The following is a 26,322-nucleotide window of genomic DNA, read 5'->3' as shown; positions in this document are numbered from 1 at the left end:
GCCATGAAGACCTTGAATCGATTGATGTTGGGGGGTGTGCTGCTGTTCGCCGGTGCCGCCGTGCAGGCCGGTGAGCTGCACCTGCAGCGAATCACGCCCGAGGGCGATAGCGTGCCCGCGTCCAGCCAGATCACGCTGAGTTTCGATCAGCCGGTGGTCCCGCTGGGGCGGATGGAACGCAGCGCCGACGAAGTGCCGGTCAGCATCAGCCCGGATCCGGGCTGCAGCTGGCGCTGGCTGGACCCGCAGATCCTTGCCTGCAATCTGCCGGGCAGCGCGTCGCTGCGCGAGGCTACCGCCTACACCGTGCTGCTGCGGCCGGATCTGGTCGCGCTCAGCGGAGACCGACTGAGCCGCGCGCATACGCAGCGGTTTGTCACCGAACGGCCGAGTCTGAGTTATGCCCAGGTGGCCGAGTGGCGCGGAGCAACGCAGCCGGTGTTGCGCCTGCGTTTCAATCAGGCGGTAACGGCGGCCTCGGTGGCGCAGGTCTTCAGTCTCGATCGTGAAGCGCTGACGGTGGAGCCGGAGCTGTTCGACGACGAAACCCCGTTCTATACGCCGGACGGCGAGGCGCGCAGCGTCTGGCGGGTCACGCCACAGACCGCGTTGCGGCCGGAACAGACCTACACGCTGCAGTTGACCGAGGGCTTGCGTTCGGCCTTTGGCGCCGAGTCCGGCATCGCTGCGGCCACCAAAGTTTCGGTCACGACGTTTCCGCCGCCGCGCTATCTGGGCATCGAATGCACCGTGGCTGACAAGACGCGCACGTTCGCGGGCAAGGCCCATGTTGACGGCTGTGCGCCGGACCAGACGATCGGGCTGGTCTTCAGTGCGCCGGTGTCGGTGGCGTCGCTGCGCTCCGCCCTGCAGCTGTCGCCCGACCCGATGGCCGGTCAGCCCGCAGATGACGACTTCGATCCCTGGGCCGGCATGCTGGATCAACGTCCGGTCAGCGCACCGCATCGCAAGGGCCAGACCTATACGGTGACGCTGCCGTTCACGTTCAAGGCCGAGACCGCCTACACCCTGGCCCTGTCTGCCGGAGCCGAAGATCGATTCGGTCGCGCGTTGCACGAAGTGCCGCAGACGGCCTTCACCACCGGCGCACGCGGTCCGCGCTTGGTGCTGGACCATGAACGTGCAGTGCTCGAAGCTGGCGTCGACAGCGAAGTGCCGGTGGTCGTGACCAATCTGCAGTCACTGGACACGCAGTTCGATCGACTCGACGCGCGTGGTCTGGCGACTGCGCAGCAGCATCAGACTGCGGTGGCGCCGGTGCGCAATCTGGCATTTGCGATGCCGCTGGATGTGCGCGGCATGCTCGACGGCCGCAGCGGTGCCGTGATCGGTGCGGTGCGGACGACGCCAGAAACCCGGCCCGACGAGCACACGTTCTTTGCCGAGGTCACGCCCTGGCAGGTGCACGCCAAGCTTGGCAACAGCAATACGCTGGTCTGGGTCACGCAGCTGAGCGACGGCGCGCCGGTGGTCGATGCCGAGGTCGCCGTGCTCGCGGGATTCGGCACGGAAGTACGTGCAAGTGCGCGCACCGACGCCGACGGTGTCGCGATGCTGCCGGGGTCGGCCGATCTTGATCCGGAGCTGAACCAGGCGTGGAACCGCGGCGCCGAGGCGATGATGGTACGCGTCACCCGCGGTGACGACTTTGCCCTGTTGCCGCTGGAATACGATTTCCAGGTCGATGTCTGGCGCAGCTCGCACGAGCAGATCTCGGCGTGGCGGCGGCAGCGACATGCGCATCTGCGTGCGTGGGGCGCGACGGCGCAGGGCGTGTACCGCGCCGGCGATACGGTGCAGTACAAGATCTACGTGCGCGACGACGCCGGCAAGTCACTGGCGCCGGCGCAGAGTGGCAGCTACACGCTGCAGATCTACGACGCGGCGGGAACCGTGGTGCAGCGCCGCGAGAAGCTGGTGCTGAACGCCTACGGCGCGATCGACGGCAGTTTCGTTCTGGGCAAAACCGCCGTGGTCGGCTGGTATCGCTATGAACTGCAGCCGGACTTTGCGCCCAATGCGCTGGAGCCGCTGCGCATGCTGGTGGCGGATTTCGTCCCGGCGCCGTTTCGGGTCACGGCGGAATTGCAGGCGTCGACGGCGAGGCCCGATCAGGTCGTCAATGCCCAGGTCAGTGCCGCGCTGCACGGCGGCGGCGCTTTTGCCGCAGCGCCGGCGACGCTGCAGGCGCGGCTGCAGGCAACCGGATTTTCGTCGGACGATCCGCGTGCACTCGGGTATCGCTTCGACAGCGTCGAGCCGGACCAGCGCGATATCGCGCCGGTGCTGGATCAGCGCGCGCAGCTTGACGCGCAGGGGCAGTGGAGCGCGGCGCTGAAGCCGGAGGATGCCGGCGTCTATCACGGCGTGCTGCTGCTGGAGGCCGCGGTGCAGGACGATCGCGGACGCAGCGTCGGCGCGCGCAACAGCGTGCCGTATCACGGCCGCGACCGCCTGATCGGCGTGCGCTTCAAGAGCTGGACCGCCCAGGCCGGACAGCCGAGCGTGATCGAGGCCATCGTCGTCGATGCCGATGCCGATGGCGTTCCGGTGGACGGTGCGCCGTACTACATCAAGGTCGAGCGCAAGAAGACCGTCGGCGCACGGGTCAAGGGCGCCGGCAACGCCTACATCACACGCTACAGCCACAGCTGGGAACGCGTGCAGACCTGCAAGGGGCGCGCGCAGCACGAGGGTATGCGCTGCAGCTTCACGCCGGACGCCGCTGGCGAGCTGCGCATCACGGCGATGACCCGCGATACCGCCGACCGTCTGCAGCAGACGCAGGACTGGATCTACGCACGCGGCCCGCAGGCCGTGCTGTGGGAAGACACGCCGGACTACAGTCTCGATCTGCGCGTCGATCAGGCGAAGTACACGGTCGGCGACACCGCGCGGGTCTTCGTCAAGAATCCATTCCCCGGCGCGCGTGCCCTGATCACGGTCGAACGCTACGGCGTGCTGCGGCACTGGGCGCAGACCCTGGCGGAGGCCACGCCGGTGATCGAGATTCCGATCCAGCCCGAGGACGTCCCCGGATCGTATGTGTCGGTGCTGGTGATGTCGCCCCGTGTCGCCGCGCCGCAGGCGGACGGTGGCGTCGATCTGGGCAAGCCGACCTTCCGCATGGGCTACGCGACCCTGAACGTCGATACGCCGCATCGGCAGATTGATGTCGAGGTCACACCGGCGCAGACGCAGTACCGGCCCCGTGAAAGCGTCGCGGTCCAGCTGCAGGCAACCCCGCGGCATCCGAGCCAGGAACCGATCGAGTTCGCCGTCGCGGTGCTGGACGAGGCGGTGTTCGATCTGATCGGCGCCGGCGCCTCCGCGTACGACCCGCTGAAAGGCTTCAACGCGCTCGACGGCCTGGACCTCGCCAACTATGGCCTGCTGACGCGGCTGGTCGGACGGCAGAAGTTCGAGAAGAAGGGGGCCAGCGCCGGCGGTGACGGCGGTGGCGATCTGTCGCTGCGCTCGGTCGAGCGCTTCGTCGCGTACTGGAATCCGTCGCTGCCGGCCGACGCGCAGGGCCGCGCGCAGTTCTCGTTCGCGCTGCCGGATCAGCTGACTGGCTGGCGCGTGATGGCGCTCGCGGTCACGCCCGGCGACCGCATGGGGCTGGGACAAGGCGCGATCAAAGTGTCGAAGCCGACCGAACTGCGGCCGCTGATGCCCAATCAGCTCGCCGCCGGTGATCGCTTCGATGCGGCGTTCAGCGTGCTCAATCGCGCCGATACGACGCGGACGCTGGAGGTCAGCATCAACGTCAGCGGCGCCCTGGCCGCAGGGAGTCAGCCCCAGCTGAAGCAACAGCTGACGCTGGCGCCGTTCGAACGCCAGACCGTGCGCCTGCCGGTGCAGGTCGGCGACGAGGCCGAGGCGAGCGCGTTGCATTTTGTCGCCACCGCCGGGGATGCGCAGGACCGCGATGCGCTCGAACATACCGTCACGGTGCGTGCGTCCCGGCGCAGCGCCACGGCCGGTGATCTGCAGTCGCTCCAGGCGGGCCAGCCGCTGCAGCAGCAGGTCGCGGTGCCTGACGATGTGCGCCATGCGGAACTGCAGCTGCAGTTCAGCGGCAGTCTGATCGGCAATCTCGACGGCGCCTTCGAGTATCTGCGCGACTATCCCTATGACTGCTGGGAGCAACGGCTCAGCCGCGCGGTCATGGCCGCGCAATATCTGAAGCTGCGTGACCGGCTGTCCAGCGACGTGCGCTGGCCGGAGGCCGAGACCGTGATTGCCGACGCCCTGCGCGACACTGCACAGTTCCAGGCGCCCCGCGGCGGCATGGCGTTTTTCGTCGCCGGAGATGCGCAGGCCAGTCCGTACCTGACCGCGTTCACCAGTCTGGCCTTTGGCTGGCTGCAGGCGCTCGGCTATACGCCGCCGGCGCTGGCCTGGGATCGCATGGACGCCTATCTGCAGGCGCAGCTGCAGGACGACCCAGAGGCTAACGGCTATGACTCGGCCGAGGCGCGGGCGCAGTTGCGCGCCGTGATCGCGGCCGCACTGGCGCAACGCGGCAGCCTGGAGGCGGCGGAGATCCAGCGCCAGCTGCCGCAGCTGCCGCGCATGGGGCTTTTCGGTGAAAGCCTGTTCCTGCAGGCCGCGCAGGGGCGCGATGCCGACGCGGCGCGGGCGGCGCGTCAGCGCATGCTGGCGCGCATGCAGCTGTCGGCCGGTAGTGCCAGCCTGCGCGACGACCAGGACAGCGCGTGGTCGTGGCTGCTCGGCAGTTCGTTGCGCGCCCAGTGCGCGGCACTGTCGGCGCTGCTGGCCGCGCCCGATCCGGCAATGCGTGATGACGAACTGCCGTTGAAGCTGGTGCGTTCGATCACCGCCGCGCGCGGCGCCCGCAGTCACTGGCCGAACACGCAGGAAAATCTGTTCTGCGCCCAGGCGGTGATCGACTATGCGCAGCGCTTCGAGGCCGAGCCGGTGTCACTGCAGATTGCCGCGACGCTGGACCAGACCGCACTGGGCGCGGTGTCGTTGCAGGGGCGCGGCACCACCGGGCTGCAGCAGGCCGTCACCCCGCAGGCTGTGCCGCAGCAGCTGCGGATCGAGGCCGAAGGCCGCGGTCGTGCCTACGCGACAACGCGACTGAGCTTTGTCGAGCCGGACACGCGGTCGCCGGAAAGCGCCGGCATGACCGTGCATCGCGCGTATTTTGTCTATCGTGACGGTGGCTGGCAGCCTCTGCAGGACTCGCCGATGCGGGTCCGACGTGGCGACTGGGTGCGGGTCGATCTGAACCTGGAGACCCCGGCGTGGATGGTTCAGGTCGTGGTCGACGATCCCGTGCCCGGCGGGCTCGAACCGCTGAATCCGGATCTGGCCACTGCCGCCGGCATCGAACTGCCCGAAGGCGGCGGCGCCTATCCGTATCCGTTCGACTATCGCGAACTGCGCTTCGACGCCGTGCGTCACTTTGCCGCGGCGCTGCCGGCCGGACAGTACGCACTGAGCTGGGTCGGGCAGGCGGTCAGTACGGGTGAATTTGCGGTCGGCCGCGTGCATGCCGAACAGATGTACGAGCCGGACGTCTACGCAAATGGCGGCGGCGCCCGTCTGGTGGTGGAGGAGGTCGCGCCCTGATGCATCGACGCCTGAGTCTGCGTCGAGCGATGGCGGCGTGCGCCGCTGCCGGTGTGCTGCTGCTCGTTGCCACCGTGGCCGCGCAGCGCGCACTGCCGGCGCAGCTCGCGGTGCCGCAGGCCGCGTCTTCACAGCAGCCGGTGCGGGATCGCGATGGTCGCCTGCTGGCGGTGCAGTACGACGGTGACTGGAATCGCAGTGCCGTCGTGAGTCTGGAGCAGATGCCACCGTTGTTGCGCAGTGCCTTTGTCAGCGCCGAGGACCGGCAGTTCTGGCAGCACGCCGGCGTCGACTGGTCGGCGCGGTTCGCAGCGCTGTGGCAGAACCTGCGCGCGGGGCGAGCGGTGCGCGGTGCCAGCACCATCAGCGAGCAGGTCGTGCGCCTGCTGCACCCACGGCCGCGCACCGTGTGGTCGCGCTGGGTCGAAGGCTTCGAAGCGATGCGGCTGGAAGCGCGCTTCAGCAAGAGCGCAATCCTCGAGTTCTATCTGAACCAGGTGCCGTACGGGGCCAACCGTCGTGGCGTGGTGCAGGCGGCGCGCTACTACTTCGGCCGCAGTCTGGAGACGCTGGACGCCCGCGAGACGCTGGCATTGGCGGTGATGGTGCGCGCGCCGTCGCGGCTGCGGCGTCAGCCCGAGGCGCTCGATGCGGCGATCACGCGACTGGCGGGCGCGATGCGCGCAGCCGGCGCCTTGGACTCAGCCCGCGCGATGCAGCTCGAGACATCGTCATTGGTGTGGCAGCGACCATATGCCGAGCCGCAGGCCGCGCAGTTCGTCGCCGAAGTGCAGCGCCGGGCGGCGGCCTTGGGCGGGGCATCGCCGGATCGCGTGGTGTTCAGCAGTCTCGATGCGGATCTGCAGGCGCGGGTCGAACGTCTGCTGGCGGATCGTCTGCACGACCTGCGCGGCGACAACGCGCGTCAGGCGGCCGCACTGGTGGTGGACCTGGAGCGCAATCAGATCCGCGCCTGGGCGGTGGTCGATGTCGAGGCGCCGGATGTGGTCGGCATCGACGCCGTCCGCGTGCCGCGTCAGCCGGGCTCGACGCTGAAACCGTTCGTCTATGCGCTGGCGTTCGAGCAGGGCTGGTCGCCGCAGACCCTGATCGAGGATGCCCAGCTGACGGAGCGGGTCAACGCCGGCCTGCACGAATATCGCAACTACAGCCGCAACCACTATGGCCGTATCAGCGTGCGCGAGGCGCTGGGGAATTCGCTGAACGTGCCGGCGGTCAAGGCGTTGCAGTTCGTCGGCGCGGAGCGGCTGCTGTCGCGTCTGCATGCGCTCGGGGTCGGCAGTCTCGAACGGCATCCGGCGTTCTACGGCGACGGTCTGGCCCTGGGCAACGGCGAGGTCTCCTTGTACGAACTGGTGCAGGCCTACAGTGCCCTGGCGCGCGACGGTCGCCTGTTGCCGTTGACGGTGTTCGCCGACGCGCGCGAGGCGCGGCAGGAGCGCGCGGTGTTCTCGACCGAGGCCGCGCGCGCGATCAACGGCGTGCTGTCGGATCCGTCGGCACGCCTGCTCGAATTCGGCGACGGTGCGGCGCTGCGCTTTGCCCAGCGCACTGCGGTCAAGACCGGCACGTCCAGCGACTATCGGGATGCCTGGACTGTGGCCTATACCGGCAACACCCTGGTGGGTGTGTGGGTCGGCAATCTGGATGCGCGGGCGACCGACGGCGTCACCGGCGCGCGCGGGCCGGCGCTGATCGCGCGCGGTGTACTGGCGATGACGTCCACCACGGACGGACGTGTGCTGCCGGCCGACACCGCCGATGCGCGCGATGTGCCGGCGGACGCTGCCGTGGTTGCGCTGGAGCCGCTACCGGCCACACCGCAGCTGCGCCAGCCGTATCCCGGCCTGCAGCTGGCACTCGATCCGCGGATTCCCGACGCGCTGGAGGCGTTCACCTTCGAGCTGGCGTGGGCGCAAACGCCCATCGCCGTGCAGTGGTGGGTCGATGGCGAGATCGCCGGACACAGCGATGGCGAGCGCTGGGACTGGCCATTGCAGCGCGGTGCACACACGGTCACCGCGCTGGCGACGGCGGCGGACGGTCGTCGCATGCACAGTGTGCCGGTGACGTTTGCGGTGCGCTGAGCCTTGGCGCCGGGCATGCGCCACGTGCGCATGACGGCGATCAATGTGCCGGATCGCGGAAAGCCTAGACTGTAACGAACATGGGTTCTGATCCTTCCTCCACTGTGGGCGTCACGCCCGCCCCTGGTCCGGGCGCCGGCCAGGGTGCCGGTCCGGGCGTTGATCCGCCTGCGGCCGACTGGCATCTGCAGTCAGCGCAGGACAGCGTTGCGCGACTGACATCGGATGTGGCGCAGGGTCTTGCGCACGACGAGGCGCAGGCACGCCTGCAACAGTACGGGCACAACGACATCACGCAGTCGCATCAGCGTGGTGCGCTGGCGATGTTTCTGGCGCAGTTCACCGATTTCATGATCCTGGTGCTGATCGCCGCGGCCGTCATCGCCGGGGTGCTCGGTGACTGGGTCGATACGCTGGCGATTCTTGCGATCGTGCTGATCAACGCGGTGGTCGGCTTCCTGCAGGAATATCGCGCCGACCGCGCGATTGCGGCGCTGCGCGAGATGGCGGCACCGCAGGCGACGGTGCGTCGCGCCGGTGGGCCCGTGCGCATTCCGGCCGACGAGGTGGTGCCTGGTGACATCGTGCTGACCGAAGCCGGCGACGTGGTGCCGGCGGATCTGCGTCTGCTCGAAACCGTGCAATTTCACAGTGACGAGTCGTCGCTGACCGGGGAGTCGCAGCCGGTCGACAAGTTCAGTGCGGTGTTGCCGGATGATCGCCCCCTGGCCGAGCGCGCGAACATGGCCTACAAGGGCACCCTGGCGGTGCGTGGCCGTGCGGTGGGGCTGGCGGTGGCGACCGGCATGCGCACCGAGATCGGTCGCATCGCCGCGCTGCTGTCGGCGCAGGACGAAGTCCGCACGCCGTTGCAGATTCGCCTGGCCCGATTCGGTCGGGTGCTGTCGATCGCGGTGATCGCCATCTGCGTGATCGTGTTCGGCGCTGGCCTGCTGCGCGGCGAGCCGGCGCTGATGATGTTCCTGACCGCCGTGTCACTGGCGGTGGCCGCGATTCCCGAAGCCTTGCCGGCGGTCGTGACCCTGACCCTGAGTCGCGGCGCCGCGCTGATGGTGCGCGCCAATGCCCTGGTGCGCCGACTGCCTGCGGTCGAGACGCTGGGGTCGGTCACCTACATCTGTTCGGACAAGACCGGCACGCTGACCCTGAACCGGATGCATGCGGAGCGCTTCGTCGTCGGTGATCCGCGACGTGGGATCACGCGTCTGGATACGGCGGAGGGCACGGTCCTCGCGCGCGTGCTGGTGCTGAACAACGATGCCCGCGTCGGCGAGGACGGCACGCTGATCGGCGATCCGACCGAGACCGCACTGGTGCAGGCCGCGGCCGACAGCGGGATCGATGTTGCAGCCATGCTGGCGCAGCATCCGCGGTTGGCTGAACTGCCGTTCGACAGTCAGCGCCAGCGCATGCTGACGCTGCATCCGGGTGACGGGGGTGTGCTGGCCCTGCTCAAGGGCGCACCCGAAACCGTGCTGCCGCGATGCAGCGACAGCGTCTCCGGGGACTTCGACCGGGACGAGATCACCGCGGCTGCGGAGCAGCTTGCTGCCGAAGGCTGTCGCGTCCTCGCGTTTGCACAGCGGATGCTGCCGGCGATGCCGGACGATCTGGAACGCGCGGAGTCGGACCTGCAGTTCGTCGGTCTGGTCGGGCTGATCGATCCGCCGCGCACGGAGGCGGCGGATGCGGTGGCGGCCGCACGCAGTGCCGGCATCGCCACGGTGATGATCACCGGCGATCACCCGGCAACGGCGGCGGCGATCGCGCGCCAGGTCGGCATCATCGATGCCGAGGGTGAAGTCATGACTGGCGCCGAGTTGAACGCGCTGGATGATGCCGCGCTGGATCAACGGGTCGAGGGCATTCGCGTCTATGCGCGGGCGACGCCCGAGCAGAAGATCCGCATCGTCAAGGCCTTGCAGCGGCGCGGGGCTTTCGTCGCGGTGACCGGCGACGGCGTCAACGATGCGCCTGCCCTGAAAAGCGCGCACATCGGCGTGGCGATGGGACGCGGCGGGACCGAGGTTGCGCGCGAGGCGTCGGATCTGGTGCTGCTGGATGACAACTTCGCGACGATCATCGCGGCGGTGCGCGAAGGGCGTCATATCTACGACAACATCCGCAAGTTCGTGCGCTATGTGGTCACGACCAATGCCGCCGAAGTGCTGACGCTGTTCCTGGCCCCGTTTCTGGGGCTGCCGCTGCCGCTGCTGCCGATCCAGATCCTGTGGATTAATCTGGTCTCGGACGGGCTGCCGGGGCTGGCGCTGGCGGCGGAGCCGGTTGATCGCCGGGCGATGGCGCGGCCGCCGCGGCCCCCGGGCGAAAGCCTGTTCGCCCATGGCCTCGGCATTCACGCGATCTGGGTCGGACTGCTGATGGCCGGAGTCACTTTGCTGACGCAGGCCTGGGGTGTGAACAGCGGACTCGAACACTGGCAGTCGATCACGTTCACGGTGCTGACGCTGTCGCAGATGGGACACGCGCTGGCGATCCGTTCAGAGACCGAGTCGCTGTTCACGCTGGGGCTCGCGTCCAACCGTCTATTGCTGGGCGCCGTGCTGCTGACGTTCGTACTGCAGGGCGCGGTGCTGTACCTGCCGTGGATGAACGCGGTGTTCAAGACCGATCCCCTGTCCGCCGGCGAACTGGCGCTGTGTCTGGCGCTGTCGTCGGTGGTGTTCTTCGCCGTCGAGATCGAAAAGTGGATGGTGCGGCGCGGCTGGCTGTACCGCGATCGGTAGTCGACACGCTGATGCACGGGCCCCGGTTCCGCTTCGCCTGTCGTGGATGAACACATCCACCGTCCTGGCGCGACTGCGGCGCAGGGGCGCGACGTCCGGCCTCTGGCCTCTACACCGAACTCGCTACATCAACCATTCCGGTCGCAGGATCAGGGTCGCTCCCAGTGCCAGCATGACGCTGCCGGCGATCAGCTTGAGCCAACGGGCACCGTGTTCGGTCAGGCGATGATTGCCCAGGGTCCAGACGGCGACGGCAACCATCAGGCTGTCATCGGCGATGTAGCCGAGGATGTACAGACCCAGGTAGGCGTAGTGCTGCCAGGGCGACAGATCGTGCTGGGTCAGCACCGCGGTATAGACGGCGGGAAAGCCGGCGGTGCACAGCAGTTCCACGAAATTGACCACGACCGCGAGGGCCGCGACCGACAGCAGCGAGGCCGCGACCGCGTCGGCGCGCAGCACACTGCGGGCGCGGGCGTAGATGCCGGGGTGCGCGGACTCGGGAATCGACAGTGACGGCCCCTGGCGGAACGCGAAGAAGTCCTTGACGTTGATGGCGCCGATGGCGACGGCAACGACCGCGATGCTCCAGCGCAGCGGCGTCGACCAGCCGATCAGCAGAAAGACGTTCAGCCAGGCGGCCATGAACGCGTAGTAGACCGCGCCGCTGACCAACACGAAGGTGCCGGCGATCAGGGCCATGCGTCGACGGTCGTGCAGGCGCACCAGCAGCGACAGCAGGAACAGCAGCACCCAGGTGGCGCAGGGATTGAAACCGTCGAGCAGTCCGATCGCCAGCGTGAACAGTGGCAGTCCCATCGCCGCCGCGCTCAGGCTGCCGAACAGCACGGTGTCGACGTGGTCCGCTACCTGCGGCGGCTGTGAGGTGGCGGGGTCGGGAGTGAGCGTGGCGAGCAAGGCCAGAAGCTCCGGTCCGCTGCGTTCCGGCGTCGAGAAGCCGACCATCATGTGCTCGCCGAACACGAAGGTCGGAACGCCGGGTGGCCAGCTGCCGCTGGCGCGCGTGCGCGCTTCGAGTTCGGCCAGCGCGACCGGATCCTGCACGACATCGCGAAACACGATCTTCAGCTGTGGCTGCTGTCGCTGCAGCTCCGAAAGGTACAGCTTGGCGTCGCGGCAATGCGGGCAACCGTCCCGCACGAAGACCTGCAAGGTGTCGGGTGCGTTCGCGCTCGTCGCCGCGGTGGCGGTCGTCGTGTACAGCGACGCCGTGCAGAGTGCGAGCAGCATCAGCGCGAGCTGCAGGGTTCGGCTTCGGTGCGGCGCTCCGGGATGTCTCAGCGACGCCGATTTCGGGCGCTGGCCGAAGCGATCCGCAGCCTCGACGACGCCAAGCCACTTGGCCGAGCCTGATCCGGCGACACTAGGCATCGGATCTCGAGGTGTCGTCGTGGATTGCGATGGGCGATGGTGCGGCGCCATTGCCGCCACTGCGTTGCAGCCAATGCGCGCTGAGGTTGATGGCGAGGGCCAGCAGCGCCGGACCCAGGAATACGCCGATGATGCCGAAGGCGAAGATGCCTCCGATCACGCCCATCAAGGTCATCACGAACGACAGGTGATTGGCGCGGCTGATGATCAGCGGCTTCAGCAGATTGTCGATCGAGCTGATCGCCAGGGCACCGTAGATCAGCATGAAGATGGCCCAGCCGGTGTCGCCATGGCGGAACAGCCAGATCGAGGCGCCGATCCACAGCAGCGGCGGGCCGAACGCGATCAGAGACAGCACCAGGGTCAGCGCGCCGAGCAGAAAGGGATTGGGCACGCCGGCGATGGCGTATCCCAGCGTGGCGATCATCGCCTGTGCCAGACCGGCGCCGACGATGCTGAGCATCACCGAGGCAACGGTGCGCCGCGCCGTCGTCAGCAGTTCGCGGCCGACCGCGCCGGCGATGCGGTCAGTCGCGCGCAGCAGCGCGTGCTGCAGGGCGTGGCCGCTGCGATACAGGTAGTACAGCAGCAGCACGATCAGCGCCGTCTGCAGCAGGGCGTTGCCGACCATGCGCCCGCTGGCGACAGCCAGTTGCCGTGCGGGTGTGACGGCGGCGGCGAGCAGTTTTCCGAGCTGGTTGGCGTCGTTGCTGCCAGCCTCCTGCCACCATTGGCTCAGGTGTGCTCCGATCAGCGGTACGCGCGCGACCCACTCGGGCTGGGCGCCGCCGCTGTCGCGCCAGTGGCCGACCAGCTGGGCACCCCAGACCACGCCATCGATTAGCGACATCAGCAGCAAGGTTGCCGGCACCATCGCCAGCAGGACTGTGGCTGCGCAGGCAATCACGCTGGCCAGAATGCTGCGTCCGCCGAGCTGGCGCAGCAGCCATTCGTAGGCTGGCCAGGTCGATGCGACGACGATGATGGCGAACAGGATTGCGGCGAAAAATGGCTGCAGCACCATCCAGCAGCCCCCGACCAGCAGCACAATCAGACCGAACTGCACCAGCAGCTCGGTGTTCAGGCGCGCGTGTGGGCTCGGGTTCACAGCGCGGGACGCCGTTGATTGATGAGCTTCCGGTACAGCGACAGATAGGCCGTTGCGATCGGTGCCCACGAAAAGTCGCGTGCCATCCCGGTTCTTTGTACCGCTTTCCAGGCGCGGCTGTCTTCGCGCAGCTGTAGCGCACGCTCGATGCCATACAGCACGCCGCCGACGTCGGCATTGAGAAAATGAATGCCGCTGGCGCTGCCGTCGGCCAGAGTCTGCTCGGTTGTATCGGTCACGCTGTCGGCCAAGCCGCCAGTGTGATGCACGATCGGCACGGTGCCGTAGCGCTGGCTGTACATCTGGGTCAGACCGCAGGGCTCGTAGCGAGAGGGCATCAGGAAGACATCAGCGCTGGCCACGATGCGGTGCGCAAGCGCTTCGTCAAAACCTTCATGCAGCGCAATGCGTCCCGGGGCCTGTTCTGATGCGGCGCGCAGGGTTGCGGCAATGAATGGGTCGCCGTTTCCCAGAATTGCGAACTGCAGCGGATGTCGCATCAGCGTCGGCAGTGCATCGCACAGCAGGTCGATGCCCTTCTGGTGTGCGAAACGGGTGACAACGCCGATCAGCAGAGGCGCGTCATCTACGGTGAGCCCCAGCTGCTGTTGCAGTGCGGTCTTGTTGGCGCGCTTGCCGGCGGTCACGCGGCGGGCGTCGTAGCGATAGGCAATGGATTTGTCCCGCTGCGGATTCCACACCTCGGTATCGATGCCGTTGAGGATGCCGGACAGGTGCGTTGAGCGGGCGTGCAGCAGGCCGGCCATGCCGATGCCATGCTGCGCCGTCTGGATCTCGGCGGCGTAGGTGGGGCTCACCGTGGTGACATGGTCGGCGTAGACGATGCCGGCCTTGAGTTGTGACAGCTCACCGTGAAATTCGACGCCGTCGATCTGCCACCACTGTGCCGGCAGCCCTAACGCCTGACACAGGCTCGCCGGATAGTTGCCCTGATAAGCCAGGTTGTGGATCGTGAAGACGCCGGCTGCCAATCCGTCGCGCTCGCGCAGCCACGGCAAGCTCAGTCCGGCCTGCCAGTCATGGGCGTGGAGAACGTCGGTGTCGAAACCTGTGGTCTCGCGTGCCTCGGCGGCAATCGCTACGGCTTCGCTGAACAGACCGAAGCGCAAGCCGTTGTCGAGCCATGGCAGGCCTTGCGCGTCGTGATACGGATCGCCGGGGCGATCGAACAGCTCAGCACAGTCGAACAACCACAGCGGGGCGTCCAGCTGCGGATGTTTGGCCTCCCACACCGTGACGGTATGGCCATGCAGCGACAACTGTAGTCGTTGCTGCGGCGTCTCCACTCTGGAGCGCCAGTCACGATAGGCAGGCACCGCGATGCGCACGTCGGCACCTTGCGCCATCAGCGCCGACGGCAGGCTGCCGACAACATCCGCCAGGCCGCCGGTCTTGATCAGCGGAAAGACCTCGCTGGCGGCGAAGAGAATGCGCAAAGTCACGGATGCCAGAAGCTGCGGTTGCTCACAGCCACAGCATGCATCCGGTTTCAAACGGATGTGCCAGCAGTGGGTGATGTGGATAGGCGCGAATACGCAGATGCTGCAGGCCGGGCAGGGGGTCGACGTCGAGTGTGTAGATCACTGCGCCGCCGTCTTCCGTGGAGCCGGGCGTAAGGCGAACCGCGAGCGCGGCTTCAAACGAATCACTCGGACCGATGTGACCGAGTACGCATTCGATCGCCACGTCATCGGCGGTGAGACCGTCGAGTTCTGCGCGTACCTTGAGCAGCAGACGTTGATCGGCGCGCAGCGCGGCGGGTGGCGCTTCCTGCAGTCCGATGCGGATGTGATGCCAGCTGTCTTTGATCTTTCGTTTCCACTTGGCCAGATCCGCGCCGGCCTTGCCGCCGTCCGCCGCGAGCGCCTGCCCGTGACGGATCGCAGGGGCATAGGAGAGGCGCAGATAGTCCTCCAGCATGCGCTCGGCATTGAATTGCGGGATGACCGATTTCATCGAGCGTTTGCACAGCTTGATCCATTCCTCGGACCAACCCTGATTCTGATCGCCGAAATAGGTGGGAATCACTTCGGATTCGAGGATGTCCATCAGCTGACGGCCTTCCTCGGCCGCACGGGTTTCGGTATCAAAATGCGAGCCCACTGGTTTAACACCGAAGCCGTTGCTGCCGTCGAAGCTTTCAGGCCACCAGCCATCCAGGACCGAGACGTTGATGACGCCGTTGATGCCGGCTTTCATGCCTGAGGTGCCGCAGGCCTCGAGCGGGTACTCCGGTGTGTTGAGCCAGACGTCGCAGCCTTGGACCAGATTGCGTGAGAAATGCAGGTCGTAGCCTTCGATCACGATCAGCTTGCCGATCAGATCGGGCTCCATTGACGCCGCGTACAGTTCCCGGATCAGGGCCTGCCCGGGTTCGTCGCGCGGATGCGCCTTGCCGGCGATCAGCAGGATGACAGGACGTTCGGGATCGTTGAGCAGCCGTGCCAGGCGCTGGCGATCGCGCAGGATCAGGGTCGCGCGCTTGTAGGTCGCGAAGCGGCGCGCGAACCCCATCACCAGCGCATTGGTGTTGTAGTTCTGAATCTGCGCGGTGACGCGCGCGATGATCGCCTCGGGAGTACCGTTGCGGCGGTGCTGGGTGCGGACGCGTTCAAGGACATCGACGAGCAGATCGCGCTTGAGTTGCTGGCGTAGCGCGATGAAGCGGTGGTAGGGAATTTCGTCGATCGTGTTCCAGTACTGCTTGTCCAGCAGGTGCTTGGTCCATTCCGGAAAGTAGTCGTGCAGCAGCAGTCCCCACAGCCGCGCGAGGAAGGTATGCAGGTGCGTGCCGTTGGTGATTCCGCGCATCGGATTTTCCGACGGCTCGATCTGCGGCCAGATGTAACTCTCGGCCTCCGACGCCACGTCGCCGTGGATCTTCGAGACGCCATTGACGAATCGCGCTCCGCGCAACGCCAGCGCGGTCATGTTGAAAATGCCGCCGATCGGTTCCTCGCCGTATTCGAGCACTCGGTGTTCGTCTGAATGCAGCTCTTTCATATAGCTGCCCAGATAGCGATGAACCAGCGCGTGCGGAAAGCGGTCGTGACCCGCGGGCACGACGGTGTGCGTGGTGAAAATGGTATTGGCGGCGACACACTCGAATCCGTTGTCGAGGTCGGCGCCGGCGACGATGCGTTCACGCACGCGCTCCAGAATCGAGAACGCTGCGTGGCCTTCATTGATGTGCCACGCCGTTGGTGCCAGACCCATTGCGCGTATTGCGCGCACGCCACCGATGCCCAGCACAATCTCCTGCTGGATACGCATGTCCTGCCCGCCGCCGTAGAGCTGATAGGTGATGCTGCGGTCCTGTGGCGGGTTTTCCGGGACATCGCAGTCGAGCAGGATCAGCCGCATGTGCCCGACCTGGGCTTCCCAGACCCGCAGCTGCACGGTATGGCCGTCTACGGGGACGGTGACACGCAACTCCTGTCCATCGCTGCCATAGACCATGGAAATCGGCAGGTCGTCGGCGGTGACCGGCAGATATAGCGCGTGCTGCTGGCCCTGGGCGTCAATCTGCTGGGTGAAATAGCCCTGGTGATAGAACAGGCCGACCGCGACCATCGGAACTCTGAGGTCCGAGGCGGCCTTGCAGTGGTCGCCGGCCAGGATGCCGAGACCGCCGGAATACACGGGCAGACTTTCGTGCAGGCCGTATTCGGCGCAGAAGTAGGCAATCAGATCCTTGCCGGGATCGATCAGCTCGCGGATTTCGGCCGACGCTCCGGTGGCGTGGTAGATGTCGAACGCTGCCAGCGCGCCGTGATATTCGAACAGGAAATCCGGATCGTCGGCTGCCGCGTCGAGCTTGGCTTGGGAGATGCGACGCAGGAAGACCTTTGGATTGTTGCCGCAGCGGTCCCACAGGTCCGCATCGAGGCGCCAGAACAGGCCGCGGATGCGCCGTTCCCAGCTGTACATCAGGTTGTTGGCCAGGTCGGTGAGGCGTTCGAGCTTCTGCGGCAGCTGCGGCTGCACTTCCAGAGCGTAGGTTGACGGCGGTTGCGTCATGATGACGAAGTCCTCTTGCGAGCGATGGTGAGGGCGTTTTTTGTGTGCGGGTGCAGTGTGCCAAGCGGTCGCGCAACGGCTGTCATGTCACCGGCTCCAGGATCAGTGCAGCCAACGGCGGCAGCGTCAGTTCCAGGCTGTGACTGCGCTGCATCCAGGGTTTGGCTTCAGCATGGACCGTGCCGAGATTGCCGATGTTCGAGCCGCCATAGCAGGCGGCGTCGGTGTTCAGGCGCTCGCGATAAGCGCCGCTCGTTGGTACGCCGATGCGATAGCCGTGACGGGGAACCGGCGTGAAGTTCAGGATCACGATGACGAAACGGTTCCCGTCTCGACGCAGATAACTGAGTACCGACTGTGCGTTGTCATGGCAGTCGATCCATTCGAAGCCGCTGCCGTCGAATTCGCTGTGATGCAGGGCCGGCAGTTCGCGATATGCGCGGTTCAGATCCGATACCAGATTCAGCACGCCGCGATGAGGCGGCTGATCGAGGAGGCTCCAGTCCAGTGCGCGATCGTGATCCCACTCGCGACGCTGCGCGAACTCCTGGCCCATGAACAGCAGCTTCTTGCCTGGATAGGTCCATTGATACGCGTACAGCAGACGCAGCTGCGCGAACTTGCGCCAGTCGTCGCCGTGCATTTTCTCCAGCAGCGATCGCTTGCCATGCACGACCTCGTCATGCGACAGCGGCAGTACGAAGTTCTCGCTGTGTGCGTACAGCAGGCCGAAGGTCAGACGATCGTGTCGGTACTGCCGGTAGACCGGATCGATCTCCAGATAATCGAGCGAATCGTGCATCCAGCCCATGTTCCACTTCATCGAGAAGCCGAGGCCGCCAACCCAGGTCGGCTTGGTCACCATCGGCCAGGCGGTGGATTCCTCGGCGATGATCACAGCGCCAGGATGCTGTTCGTGCGCAACCGCGTTGAGCTGCTGCAGAAACGCGATTGCATCGAGATTCTCGCGGCCGCCATGGGCATTGGGCAGCCACTGTCCCGGTTCGCGGGAATAGTCCAGATACAGCATCGACGCCACGGCATCGACGCGCAGGCCGTCGCAGTGGAACTCGTCGAGCCAGTACAGCGCAGAGGCCAGCAGGAAGTTGCGCACCTCCGGCCGGCCGTAGTCGTAGATCAGTGTGTTCCAGTCCGGGTGATAGCCCCGTCGCGGATCGGCGTGCTCATACAGTGCAGTGCCGTCAAACGACGCCAGGCCATGCGGGTCGGAGGGGAAGTGCGCCGGAGTCCAGTCCAGCAGCACGCCGATCCCGGCCTGATGAAAGGTGTCGACAAAGGCGCGAAACCCGTCAGGGTCGCCGAAGCGAGCCGTGGGGGCAAAGTAACCCAGCGTCTGATAGCCCCAGGATCCGTCGAACGGGTGCTCCATCACCGGCAGCAGTTCGATGTGGGTGAACCCGGCGTCACGCACATGGGGCAGCAGCCGCTGCGCCAGGCTGGCGTAATCCAGCCAATGTCCGTCAGTGTCACGCTGCCAGGAACCCAGATGCACCTCGTAGATCGACATTGGCGCGTGCAGCCAGTCGTGCTCGCCGCGACGGTGCATCCAGTCCTGGTCCCGCCACTGATGCGTCGTGGGCGGAGTGACCACGGACGCCGTCTTCGGACGCAGTTCGGACTGCTGCGCGTAGGGATCAGCCTTCAGCCCAATGCTGCCGTCGGCGTGACAGAGTTCGAACTTGTACAGCGTGCCGGGCGGCAGTTCCGGGATGAACAGGTCCCAGATGCCCCCGGGGTGACGTCGCATCGGGTGGCGGCGACCGTCCCAGTGATTGAAGTCGCCAACGACGCTGACGCGCTGGGCGCCCGGCGCCCAGGTCGAAAAAACCACACCGTCATGGCCTTCGTGGTTGCGATGGTGCGCGCCGAGAAAGCGGTAGGCGTGCCAATGACCGCCTTCGGCGAACACCTGACGGTCGAATTCGCTGATCGCACTGCCGAAGCTGTAGGGATCAAGGAGGTGATGTTCGCGATCGTCGGAATCGGTCCAGATCAGCCGATAGTGTTGGGGAATCTGTTCGCCCGGGGCACTGCCGATGAACAGGTCGGTTCCACGGACTCGTTTCAGCGGGATCCCTGCTGGAGCAATGCGCACTGTTTTTGCGCTGGGCAGATAGGCACGCACGACCTGTGTTGGTGCATCGCCGGCATCCTGATCCGCGTGGCGGCCGAGATATCCGAATGGATCGGGATGGCGTGCTGCGTTCAACGCGGCGGCGGCCGCACGGTCACCACTGCTACGTGCGACGGCATCATTCATTGTTGTTTTTCGGGTCATCGGGCGTCTGCAGCTCGCCCATACTGTGACAGCTGTTGCCGCAACTGTGCAGCCAGATCCGGCGCAAACTGATTCCAGTCGAAACGCCAGGACCAATTGCCGCCGGTGGTGCCGGGGCGGTTCATGCGGGCGGAGCCGTCCAGACCCAGCAGATCCTGCAGCGGCACGATGCTCAGCGGTGCCGGCGACGACCACGCATATCGCACCAGCGCCTGCGGCATTTGCGGTCTGGATTCGCCGAGCACCTTCGCAATATAGGCGCGGGCGTCTTCGGTCAACGCATTCCACCAGCCCAGCGTGGTGTCGTTGTCATGGGTGCCGGTGTAGCAGACGGTTTCGGCTTCGTGGTTTGCCGGCAGGTGCGGGTTGTGCGGATCGCCGTCGAATGCAAACTGCAGTACGCGCATGCCGGGGATACCCAGCGCCTTGCGTGCGGCAAAAACATCTTCGGTGATATAGCCCAGATCCTCCGCGACCAGTTGTGTGCCGTGCAGCGCGTCGTGCAGAACGTCGATGCAGGCGCGGCCGGGGCCGGGCGTCCATTGACCATCGCGTGCCGTCTCCGCACCGCGGGGAATGCGCCAGAAGGCAATCAGGCCCCGGAAATGATCAATGCGGATCAGATCGAAGCGGCGCGCCTGCAGTTCGAAGCGCCGTCGCCACCAGCGATAGCCCTGGGCTGCCATCGCGTCCCAGCGATAGGGCGGATATCCCCACCACTGACCTTCGTCCGAAAACGCATCGGGCGGCACGCCCATCGAGGCGCCGGGTGCGCCGTCGGCGTCGATCTCGAACAGGTCGGGATGCATCCAGACGTCGGCACTGTGATGCGCCAGAAACAGCGGGACGTCACCGAACAGCAGGATGCCGCGTGCGTTGACGCCGCGCTTGAATGCGGCCCAGCCGAGATCGAAGCGGCACTGTGCCGCCTGGACCTCGGCAATGTCGCCGCTCAGCGCGTCGCGCGCGGCGCCAAGCGCTGCGGGGTCGCGCATGCGCAGAGCGTCCGGCCAGCGGGTCCAGTTCGCACTGCCGTGGCGGCGTTGCAGCGCAACGAACAGGGCGTAGTCCGGCAACCAGTCGCGGTTGGCGTCGACGTAGGCGTCGACCTGCGCGGCGGTCGGCAACGGCAGGTGATCAAATAGCGCGGCATTGCCGGCGTAGGCTGAATCCGGCTGATAGGGTGAACCGTGATCGTCCAGTGCGCCCACCGGCAGCATCTGCCAGATATGGAATCCCGCCTCGGCGGCCCAGTCGGCAAAGCGTTCGGCGTCGGCGTCGATGCGTCCGGACGGGAGTGAGCTGGGATGCAGCAGAACGCCGGCCGACCGTCTGATCCAGCCTGCCATCAGCGGCTCGGTAGCATGGCGCCGAGCGCCGACGACGCGGATGGATCGGTGCTGACGCTGGCGAACGGCACATCCAGTTCGGCGGGGGCGGCTTCTCCGAGGCGCGCATACAGCGCGCGCAGATGACTGCGGAACAGGTGGTCAAAGTCGGCGACCGGCGCCTCGTCGTTGTACGCGCCGGGCCACCAGAACCAGTCCGATCCCTCGCAGGCGCCGAGCGCGTGCTGCAGCGATTCATCAACCACGTCGGCATGGGTGTCGTAGCAGCGCTTGGCGTCCATCAGCAAGTTCCACGCGCGATTCTTTTCGGCGTGGCCGACCCAGGTCAGCAGCTGTCCATGGACCCAGCTGCCGGCGACCACCGTCGGTAGCTCCGGAACGTCGCTCAGCCCCTCATCGAGACACTGGGCGAAGGTTGCCAGACGCAGCTTCGGGTGCTTCGCCAATGCTTCGTACAGGCCGCGGATGAATTCGATGCCGTTTTCCGGGTAGTACTCCCAGGGATTCTCGCCATCGAGCGCCAATACGACGGTGCGGCCATTACGATGTTTCGACAGCTGCTCGATCTGATGGACCAGATCGGCGACCGCATCGCGCGGCTGCCAGTCCTTGTAGACGAAGCCGATGCGGTCCGACAGGCCGTCGTCGCGGAAGAAACAGATCAGGTGATTGCCGCGCAGCCGGTAGGTACAGGAATGCGCGTCCAGCAGCTGTTCGCCGTGGCGATGCAGGGTGGCGTTCTGCACCGACTGGCTGGTGGCGCACCAGTCGAAACCCTGCTCGTGCAGCAGATCGATTGTGCCCTGCGAGACCGCGGCTTCGGACGGCCAGCAGCCGCGGGGACGTACGCCGAACACCGCTTCGAAACGATCGCGCGCGGTTCTCAGATGCCAGCGCGCACGCGCCAGTCCGTCGGGATACTGTCCTTCGGGCAGGGGCGTGTCTGGCGCGCTTTCCCGCGCACTGGTGAAGTCCAGCAACAACGGCAGCAGCGGGTGGTAGTAGGGGCTCATGGCCAGTTCGATCTGGCCGGCCTCGGACAATGCACGATAGCGCGGCAGCAGCGTCGAGAGCAGCTCCGCCACCAGTTCCAGCAGCTGACGCCGGTGAATCGGGGTATAGCCCCGACGCTGGTTGATCAGCGCCATGGCGCGCGGGTCGCGTGTACGCACGCTCTCGCCGAGCCAGACCAGGTGATACCAGACCAGCAGATCCGCCAGGAATGCGTCCGGCAGCGCTGCGACAGCGTCGGCCCCGCCGGCCAGTGCGGTCTTGGCTTCTTGCGCCAGGTGCGCATAGTCGCTGTGGCGGTCCTGGGCGTTACGGGAGTGTGTGCGGATACACGCGGCGAGCAATCGTACGCGGGCTTCGATCGCGGAGGGCAGCGTGATCAGTGCCGCCATCAGCGGTTCGCTCGGCGGGGTGCCGTTCAGCGCAGCCTGACTTTGCGCGGCGACGTCGATCAGCTGGTCCAGCAGCACCGGTGAGAAGTTCACGACCGCGCGCGCCTCGGGAACTGCCTCCAGGTGCGATGCCATGTCGGTGTAAGCGCGGAACCCGTGCAGATAGGTCCAGGGCAATTGCGGGATGCCGTGGATCCGGTATTCCGGCTGGTGCATGTGCCAGCACAGGACAACGCGCGCGCGTGCTGGATCGGCGTCAGCGGACATACGGGAGCTCCTGGCGCAACATCTCCGGGGTGACCAGCAAGACGCCTTCGGGACTCATTTCGAAGCGTTTGGCGTCACGCGCCAGATCAAAGCCGATCATCTCGCCGGCCGGGATGCGACACCCGGTCTCGATGACCGCGCGACGGATATGGCATCCGGTTCCGATGTGAGTCCTGGGCAGAACGACGCATTCGTCCAGCGTGCTGCGTTCATCGACGTGGACGAAAGGAAACAGCAGGCTGCGATGAACGCGGGCGCCGGAGACGATGCAACCGCCGGCAATCATCGAATCGATCGCCATGCCACGGCGGTCCGCGTCGTTGAATACGAACTTGGCGGGAGGGGCCTGGACTTGGTGGGTCCAGATCGGCCAGTTGTTGTCGTAAATGTCCAGCGGCGGCGTGACGTCGATCAACTCCAGGTTGGCGTGCCAGTAAGCATCGAGATTGCCGACATCGCGCCAGTACCCCAGCGTGTTGCCCTTGAGATCGCGAAACGGAAACGCGAATACCGAGCGGCCTTCGGCCAGTGCGGTCGGAAGTACATCCTTGCCGAAATCGTGGCTGGAACCGGGCATCTCGCGATCGGCCATCAGCGCATCTAGCAGAAAGTCGGTATCGAAGACATAGATACCCATTGAGGCCAGCGCGCTGTCCGGCTTGCCGGGGATCGGAGCGGGCTCCGACGGCTTTTCCTGGAACTGCTCGACGCGACCTGCCGCGTCGACCTGCATGACGCCGAACTCGCGCGCTTCAGCCAGCGGAACTTCGATGCAGCCGATGGTGACGTCGGCGCCGCGCTCGACGTGAAAGCCGAGCATCGTGCCGTAGTCCATCTTGTAGACGTGGTCGCCGCCGAGGACCAGCACGAACTGCGGCGCGTGCGCGCGGATGATGTCGAGATTCTGGTACACCGCATCGGCCGTGCCTTCGTACCAACCGGGTCCGGTGCGCTGCTGCGCCGGCATGATCTCCACAAACTCGTTGAATTCGCGACGCAGGAAACCCCAGGCATCGTTCAGATGCGCCAGCAGTGAGTGCGACTTGTACTGGGTCATCACGCCAACCCGGCGAATGCCCGAGTTCATGCAATTGGACAGCGGGAAATCGATCAGGCGGTATTTGCCGCCGAAAGGCACCGCAGGCTTCACGCGGTGACTGGTCAGCGCGCCCAGTCGCGTGCCGCGCCCTCCGGCCAGTACCAGCGCCAGTGTGTCCTTGGTCAGGAGACTGACGAAGCGCTGGGGTGGATTGATCGGTTTCACTGCGAATGTCTCCCTGGGCGATAGTGCCGGAATTGTCGATCCGGTCGCATGGCATCTGCATTTCGGAAAGCGCTACAGCGCGCGAGGTTCTCTCCCCGACGCCCGATCAAACGCCAATCTCATTGCCATTCGGCAATGCGGCAATCGATCAGCGCCGCCACTCCGCGCGCAGCCCCTGACATTCAGAACGCCAGCGGCACTCTTCTGCGCAGCTATGGCGTTTGTCGGTGCTGAAGCAAGGTTCGTGATTCTCGGCAAGCTGCTGACGCAGGATGTCCCAGCGCCGGCGGGTCGGGTTATCAGGTCTTTGCATCGTCGTCGGACGTTCGGGTCCACTCGATGCCAGTAGGGCTCTTTGATTCATGGACAACTGCTCGCTGGGGCCGCCAATGTCATAAATAATGTGCAACCGCCATGCCATCGCGCATTGACACATATCAAGCTTTGCGTGAAGCGCACCATTGATACGTATCAATGTCGGCGGCCGGTCGGAAAGGCACAATCCTCACGCAATCGCATTGCCTGCGCATGACGGCCAGCAGGCATTGCGGCAATTCGGACTTCACGAGCCAGGTTCATGCACCCCAAGCATCGCTTCAACCTGACCTACGCCATCGCTGCAATCCTCGGAGTTCTGCTGCTGCAGTCCTACCTCAGCAGTGCAAAGCAGGTGGTTTCGGTGCCGTACAGTGAATTTGCTCAACTGCTCAAGGAAGGGCGGTTCGAGGAAGTGGCGATCAGCACCGATACCTTGCGTGGCACCCTGACCCAGGCCCGCGCCGACGGTGTGCGGCAGGTCGTGACCCAGCGGGTCGATCCGGCCCTGGTGTCGGAACTGTCACCGGCCGGTGTGCGCTACTACGCGGTCGCCGAGAATCGATTCATTCCGGCATTGCTGTCCTGGCTGGTGCCGTTGGCGCTGTTCTATCTGCTGTGGATGTTCGTGTTCAGGCGCATGGCCGACAAACAAGGCTTTGGTGGAGGCCTGATGTCGATCGGCCAGAGCAAAGCCAAGGTCTACGTCGAAACGGATACCCAGGTCACCTTCGCCGATGTTGCCGGTGTCGATGAGGCCAAGGTCGAACTGCAGGAGATCGTCAATTTCCTGAAGGACCCCCAGCAATATGGCCGGCTGGGCGCACGACTGCCCAAGGGCGTGCTGTTGGTGGGGCCGCCGGGCACCGGCAAGACGCTGCTGGCACGCGCCGTGGCAGGCGAGGCCGGCGTGCCTTTTTTCTCGATCAACGGCTCCGAATTCGTGGAGATGTTTGTCGGCGTCGGCGCTGCGCGTGTCCGCGATCTGTTTGCACAGGCGCGCCAGACTGCGCCCGCAATTATCTTTATCGATGAACTCGACGCCTTGGGCCGTGCGCGCGGCGCGTTCCCGATGGGCGGCGGGCACGATGAAAAGGAACAGACGCTGAATCAGCTGCTGTCCGAGCTTGATGGCTTCGATTCGGGGCAGGGGCTGGTGCTGCTGGCGGCGACCAATCGTCCGGAAATCCTCGACCCGGCGCTGCTGCGGGCCGGGCGTTTCGATCGTCAGGTGCTGGTTGACCGGCCTGACAAGATTGGACGGGCGCAGATCCTGCGGGTGCATTTGAAGAAAATTCAGCTCGGCGCAGACATGAGTCCCGAGCAGATCGCTGCGCTGACACCGGGGTTTTCTGGCGCGGATCTGGCCAATCTGGTCAACGAAGCGGCGCTACTGGCGACCCGGCGCAGAGGTTCTGAGGTCACCCTTGAGGATTTCACCCGGGCGGTCGAGCGCATCGTCGCCGGTCTGGAGAAGCGCAATCGCCTGCTGAACCCGCATGAGCGCGAGGTGGTTGCGTTTCACGAACTGGGCCATGCCTTTGTCGCACTGACTCTGCAGACGACGGATGTGGTGCACAAGGTCTCGATCATCCCGCGGGGTATCGGCGCACTGGGCTACACGATCCAGCGGCCGACCGAGGATCGCTATCTGATGACGCGGACCGAGCTGGAGGACAAGATGGCGGTCCTGCTTGGCGGACGTGCGGCAGAGCATGCGGTATTCGATCAGCTCTCGACCGGTGCAGCCGACGATCTGTCCAAGGCGACCGATATCGCACGCAGCATGGTCACGCGCTTTGGCATGATTCCGGCGCTCGGACCCGTGACCTACGAGGAGCAGGCGCAGTCGTTGCTGGGTGTGCCACAGGCCGCGGAGCGTCATTACAGCGAGGCGACCGCGCAGCGTATCGACGAGGCCGTGCACGACCTTATTGACGCGGCGTTTCACAAGGCGCTGGACATCGTGCGCAGCCATCGGCAGATGATCGATCGCGCGGCAGCGCGTCTGCTGGAACAGGAAACCCTGACGGAGGCCGAGTTGAAGGATTTTCTGCAGGTGCCTGAGGTGAAGGTTGCGCCGACGCCGGGCGGGGATCAGTGACCAGTGGACGGCCTCTGCATGAGTAATGAAAGAACCGGCATGCAATTGATATGACCAAACATGAAGTCGCGGTACGCATGTATCTGATGCTGTGCGAGAAGCGTGAAGGCGATGTCGTGCCGGAGCCGGTGGCGACCGCCGCGCTGATTCGTGAGCATCTGGCCGCGTTTGAAAGCACGATGTCCGAGCTGGGCCTGCCGCACTATGAGGCCGCATCGAGATACGGCGGCCATTAGACACTGGACCCCAGCATATCTGCGCGCCTGATGCCAGATTGGC

Annotated in this window: 13 protein-coding genes; 5 read left to right on the top strand and 8 right to left on the bottom strand. The window is 65.7% G+C overall.

The features are described from left to right. Positions 1 to 3: 3 nt before the first annotated feature. The 3 genes from E4T66_RS09925 to E4T66_RS09915 all read left to right on the top strand — a co-directional run bounded on the left by E4T66_RS09925 (position 4) and on the right by E4T66_RS09915 (position 10,501). Positions 4 to 5,625, top strand: coding sequence for an alpha-2-macroglobulin family protein (locus tag E4T66_RS09925; RefSeq protein WP_136848872.1), 5,622 nt, complete (start codon positions 4 to 6; stop codon positions 5,623 to 5,625). Continuing rightward, positions 5,625 to 7,733 carry a transglycosylase domain-containing protein gene (locus E4T66_RS09920; protein WP_136848871.1) on the top strand — a complete coding sequence of 703 codons (2,109 nt, stop codon included), beginning with the start codon at positions 5,625 to 5,627 and terminating at the stop codon, positions 7,731 to 7,733. Before E4T66_RS09925 ends, E4T66_RS09920 begins: the two co-directional genes overlap by 1 nt. An 80-nt stretch (positions 7,734 to 7,813) precedes the next feature. Further along, on the top strand, positions 7,814 to 10,501 hold the full coding sequence (locus E4T66_RS09915) for a cation-translocating P-type ATPase (protein WP_136848870.1): 2,688 nt from the start codon (positions 7,814 to 7,816) through the stop codon (positions 10,499 to 10,501). Positions 10,502 to 10,624: 123 nt separating this feature from the next. Here the strand turns inward: E4T66_RS09915 and E4T66_RS09910 are convergent, their stop codons facing one another. From E4T66_RS09910 to glgC, 8 genes are all read right to left on the bottom strand, one after another. After that, a complete protein-coding gene (locus E4T66_RS09910) occupies positions 10,625 to 11,893 on the bottom strand; it encodes a glutaredoxin family protein (RefSeq protein ID WP_211242849.1) in 1,269 nt (422 codons plus the stop codon). After that, on the bottom strand, positions 11,886 to 13,001 hold the full coding sequence (locus E4T66_RS09905; RefSeq protein ID WP_136848869.1) for an AI-2E family transporter: 1,116 nt from the start codon (positions 12,999 to 13,001) through the stop codon (positions 11,886 to 11,888). The genes E4T66_RS09910 and E4T66_RS09905 overlap by 8 nt, the downstream gene beginning before the upstream one ends. Continuing rightward, positions 12,998 to 14,464, bottom strand: a complete 1,467-nt coding sequence (gene glgA / locus E4T66_RS09900; protein WP_169577560.1) for a glycogen synthase GlgA — start codon at positions 14,462 to 14,464, stop codon at positions 12,998 to 13,000. Before glgA ends, E4T66_RS09905 begins: the two co-directional genes overlap by 4 nt. Positions 14,465 to 14,486: 22 nt before the next feature. Next, the gene (gene glgP / locus E4T66_RS09895) at positions 14,487 to 17,042 is read right to left on the bottom strand and encodes an alpha-glucan family phosphorylase (RefSeq protein WP_136848867.1); all 2,556 of its coding nucleotides are present in this window, start codon (positions 17,040 to 17,042) and stop codon (positions 14,487 to 14,489) included. Between the two features lie 82 nt (positions 17,043 to 17,124). Next, positions 17,125 to 19,323, bottom strand: coding sequence for a 1,4-alpha-glucan branching protein GlgB (gene glgB / locus E4T66_RS09890; RefSeq protein ID WP_211242873.1), 2,199 nt, complete (start codon positions 19,321 to 19,323; stop codon positions 17,125 to 17,127). Positions 19,324 to 19,337: 14 nt separating this feature from the next. Beyond that, positions 19,338 to 20,690, bottom strand: coding sequence for a 4-alpha-glucanotransferase (gene malQ / locus E4T66_RS09885; protein ID WP_136848865.1), 1,353 nt, complete (start codon positions 20,688 to 20,690; stop codon positions 19,338 to 19,340). Beyond that, complete coding sequence (locus E4T66_RS09880) at positions 20,690 to 22,360, bottom strand: glycoside hydrolase family 57 protein (RefSeq protein WP_136848864.1); 1,671 nt, start codon at positions 22,358 to 22,360, stop codon at positions 20,690 to 20,692. The genes malQ and E4T66_RS09880 overlap by 1 nt, the downstream gene beginning before the upstream one ends. After that, positions 22,350 to 23,615, bottom strand: a complete 1,266-nt coding sequence (glgC, locus tag E4T66_RS09875; RefSeq protein WP_136849086.1) for a glucose-1-phosphate adenylyltransferase — start codon at positions 23,613 to 23,615, stop codon at positions 22,350 to 22,352. Before glgC ends, E4T66_RS09880 begins: the two co-directional genes overlap by 11 nt. Positions 23,616 to 24,201: 586 nt before the next feature. On the opposite strand from glgC, the gene ftsH reads away from it, so the two are divergent. Next, positions 24,202 to 26,043 (top strand): ATP-dependent zinc metalloprotease FtsH, encoded by a 1,842-nt coding sequence (gene ftsH, locus E4T66_RS09870; protein WP_136848863.1) that lies wholly within the window; start codon positions 24,202 to 24,204, stop codon positions 26,041 to 26,043. Positions 26,044 to 26,093: 50 nt separating this feature from the next. Continuing rightward, positions 26,094 to 26,279, top strand: coding sequence for a hypothetical protein (locus tag E4T66_RS09865; protein ID WP_136848862.1), 186 nt, complete (start codon positions 26,094 to 26,096; stop codon positions 26,277 to 26,279). Positions 26,280 to 26,322: the final 43 nt, after the last annotated feature.

The sequence above is a fragment of the Sinimarinibacterium arenosum genome (genome assembly GCF_005047655.1).
Taxonomy (GTDB): domain Bacteria; phylum Pseudomonadota; class Gammaproteobacteria; order Nevskiales; family Nevskiaceae; genus Solimonas.
The sequence above is the reverse complement of the archived record's forward strand: the minus strand, read 5'-3'. Positions and strand labels throughout refer to the sequence as shown.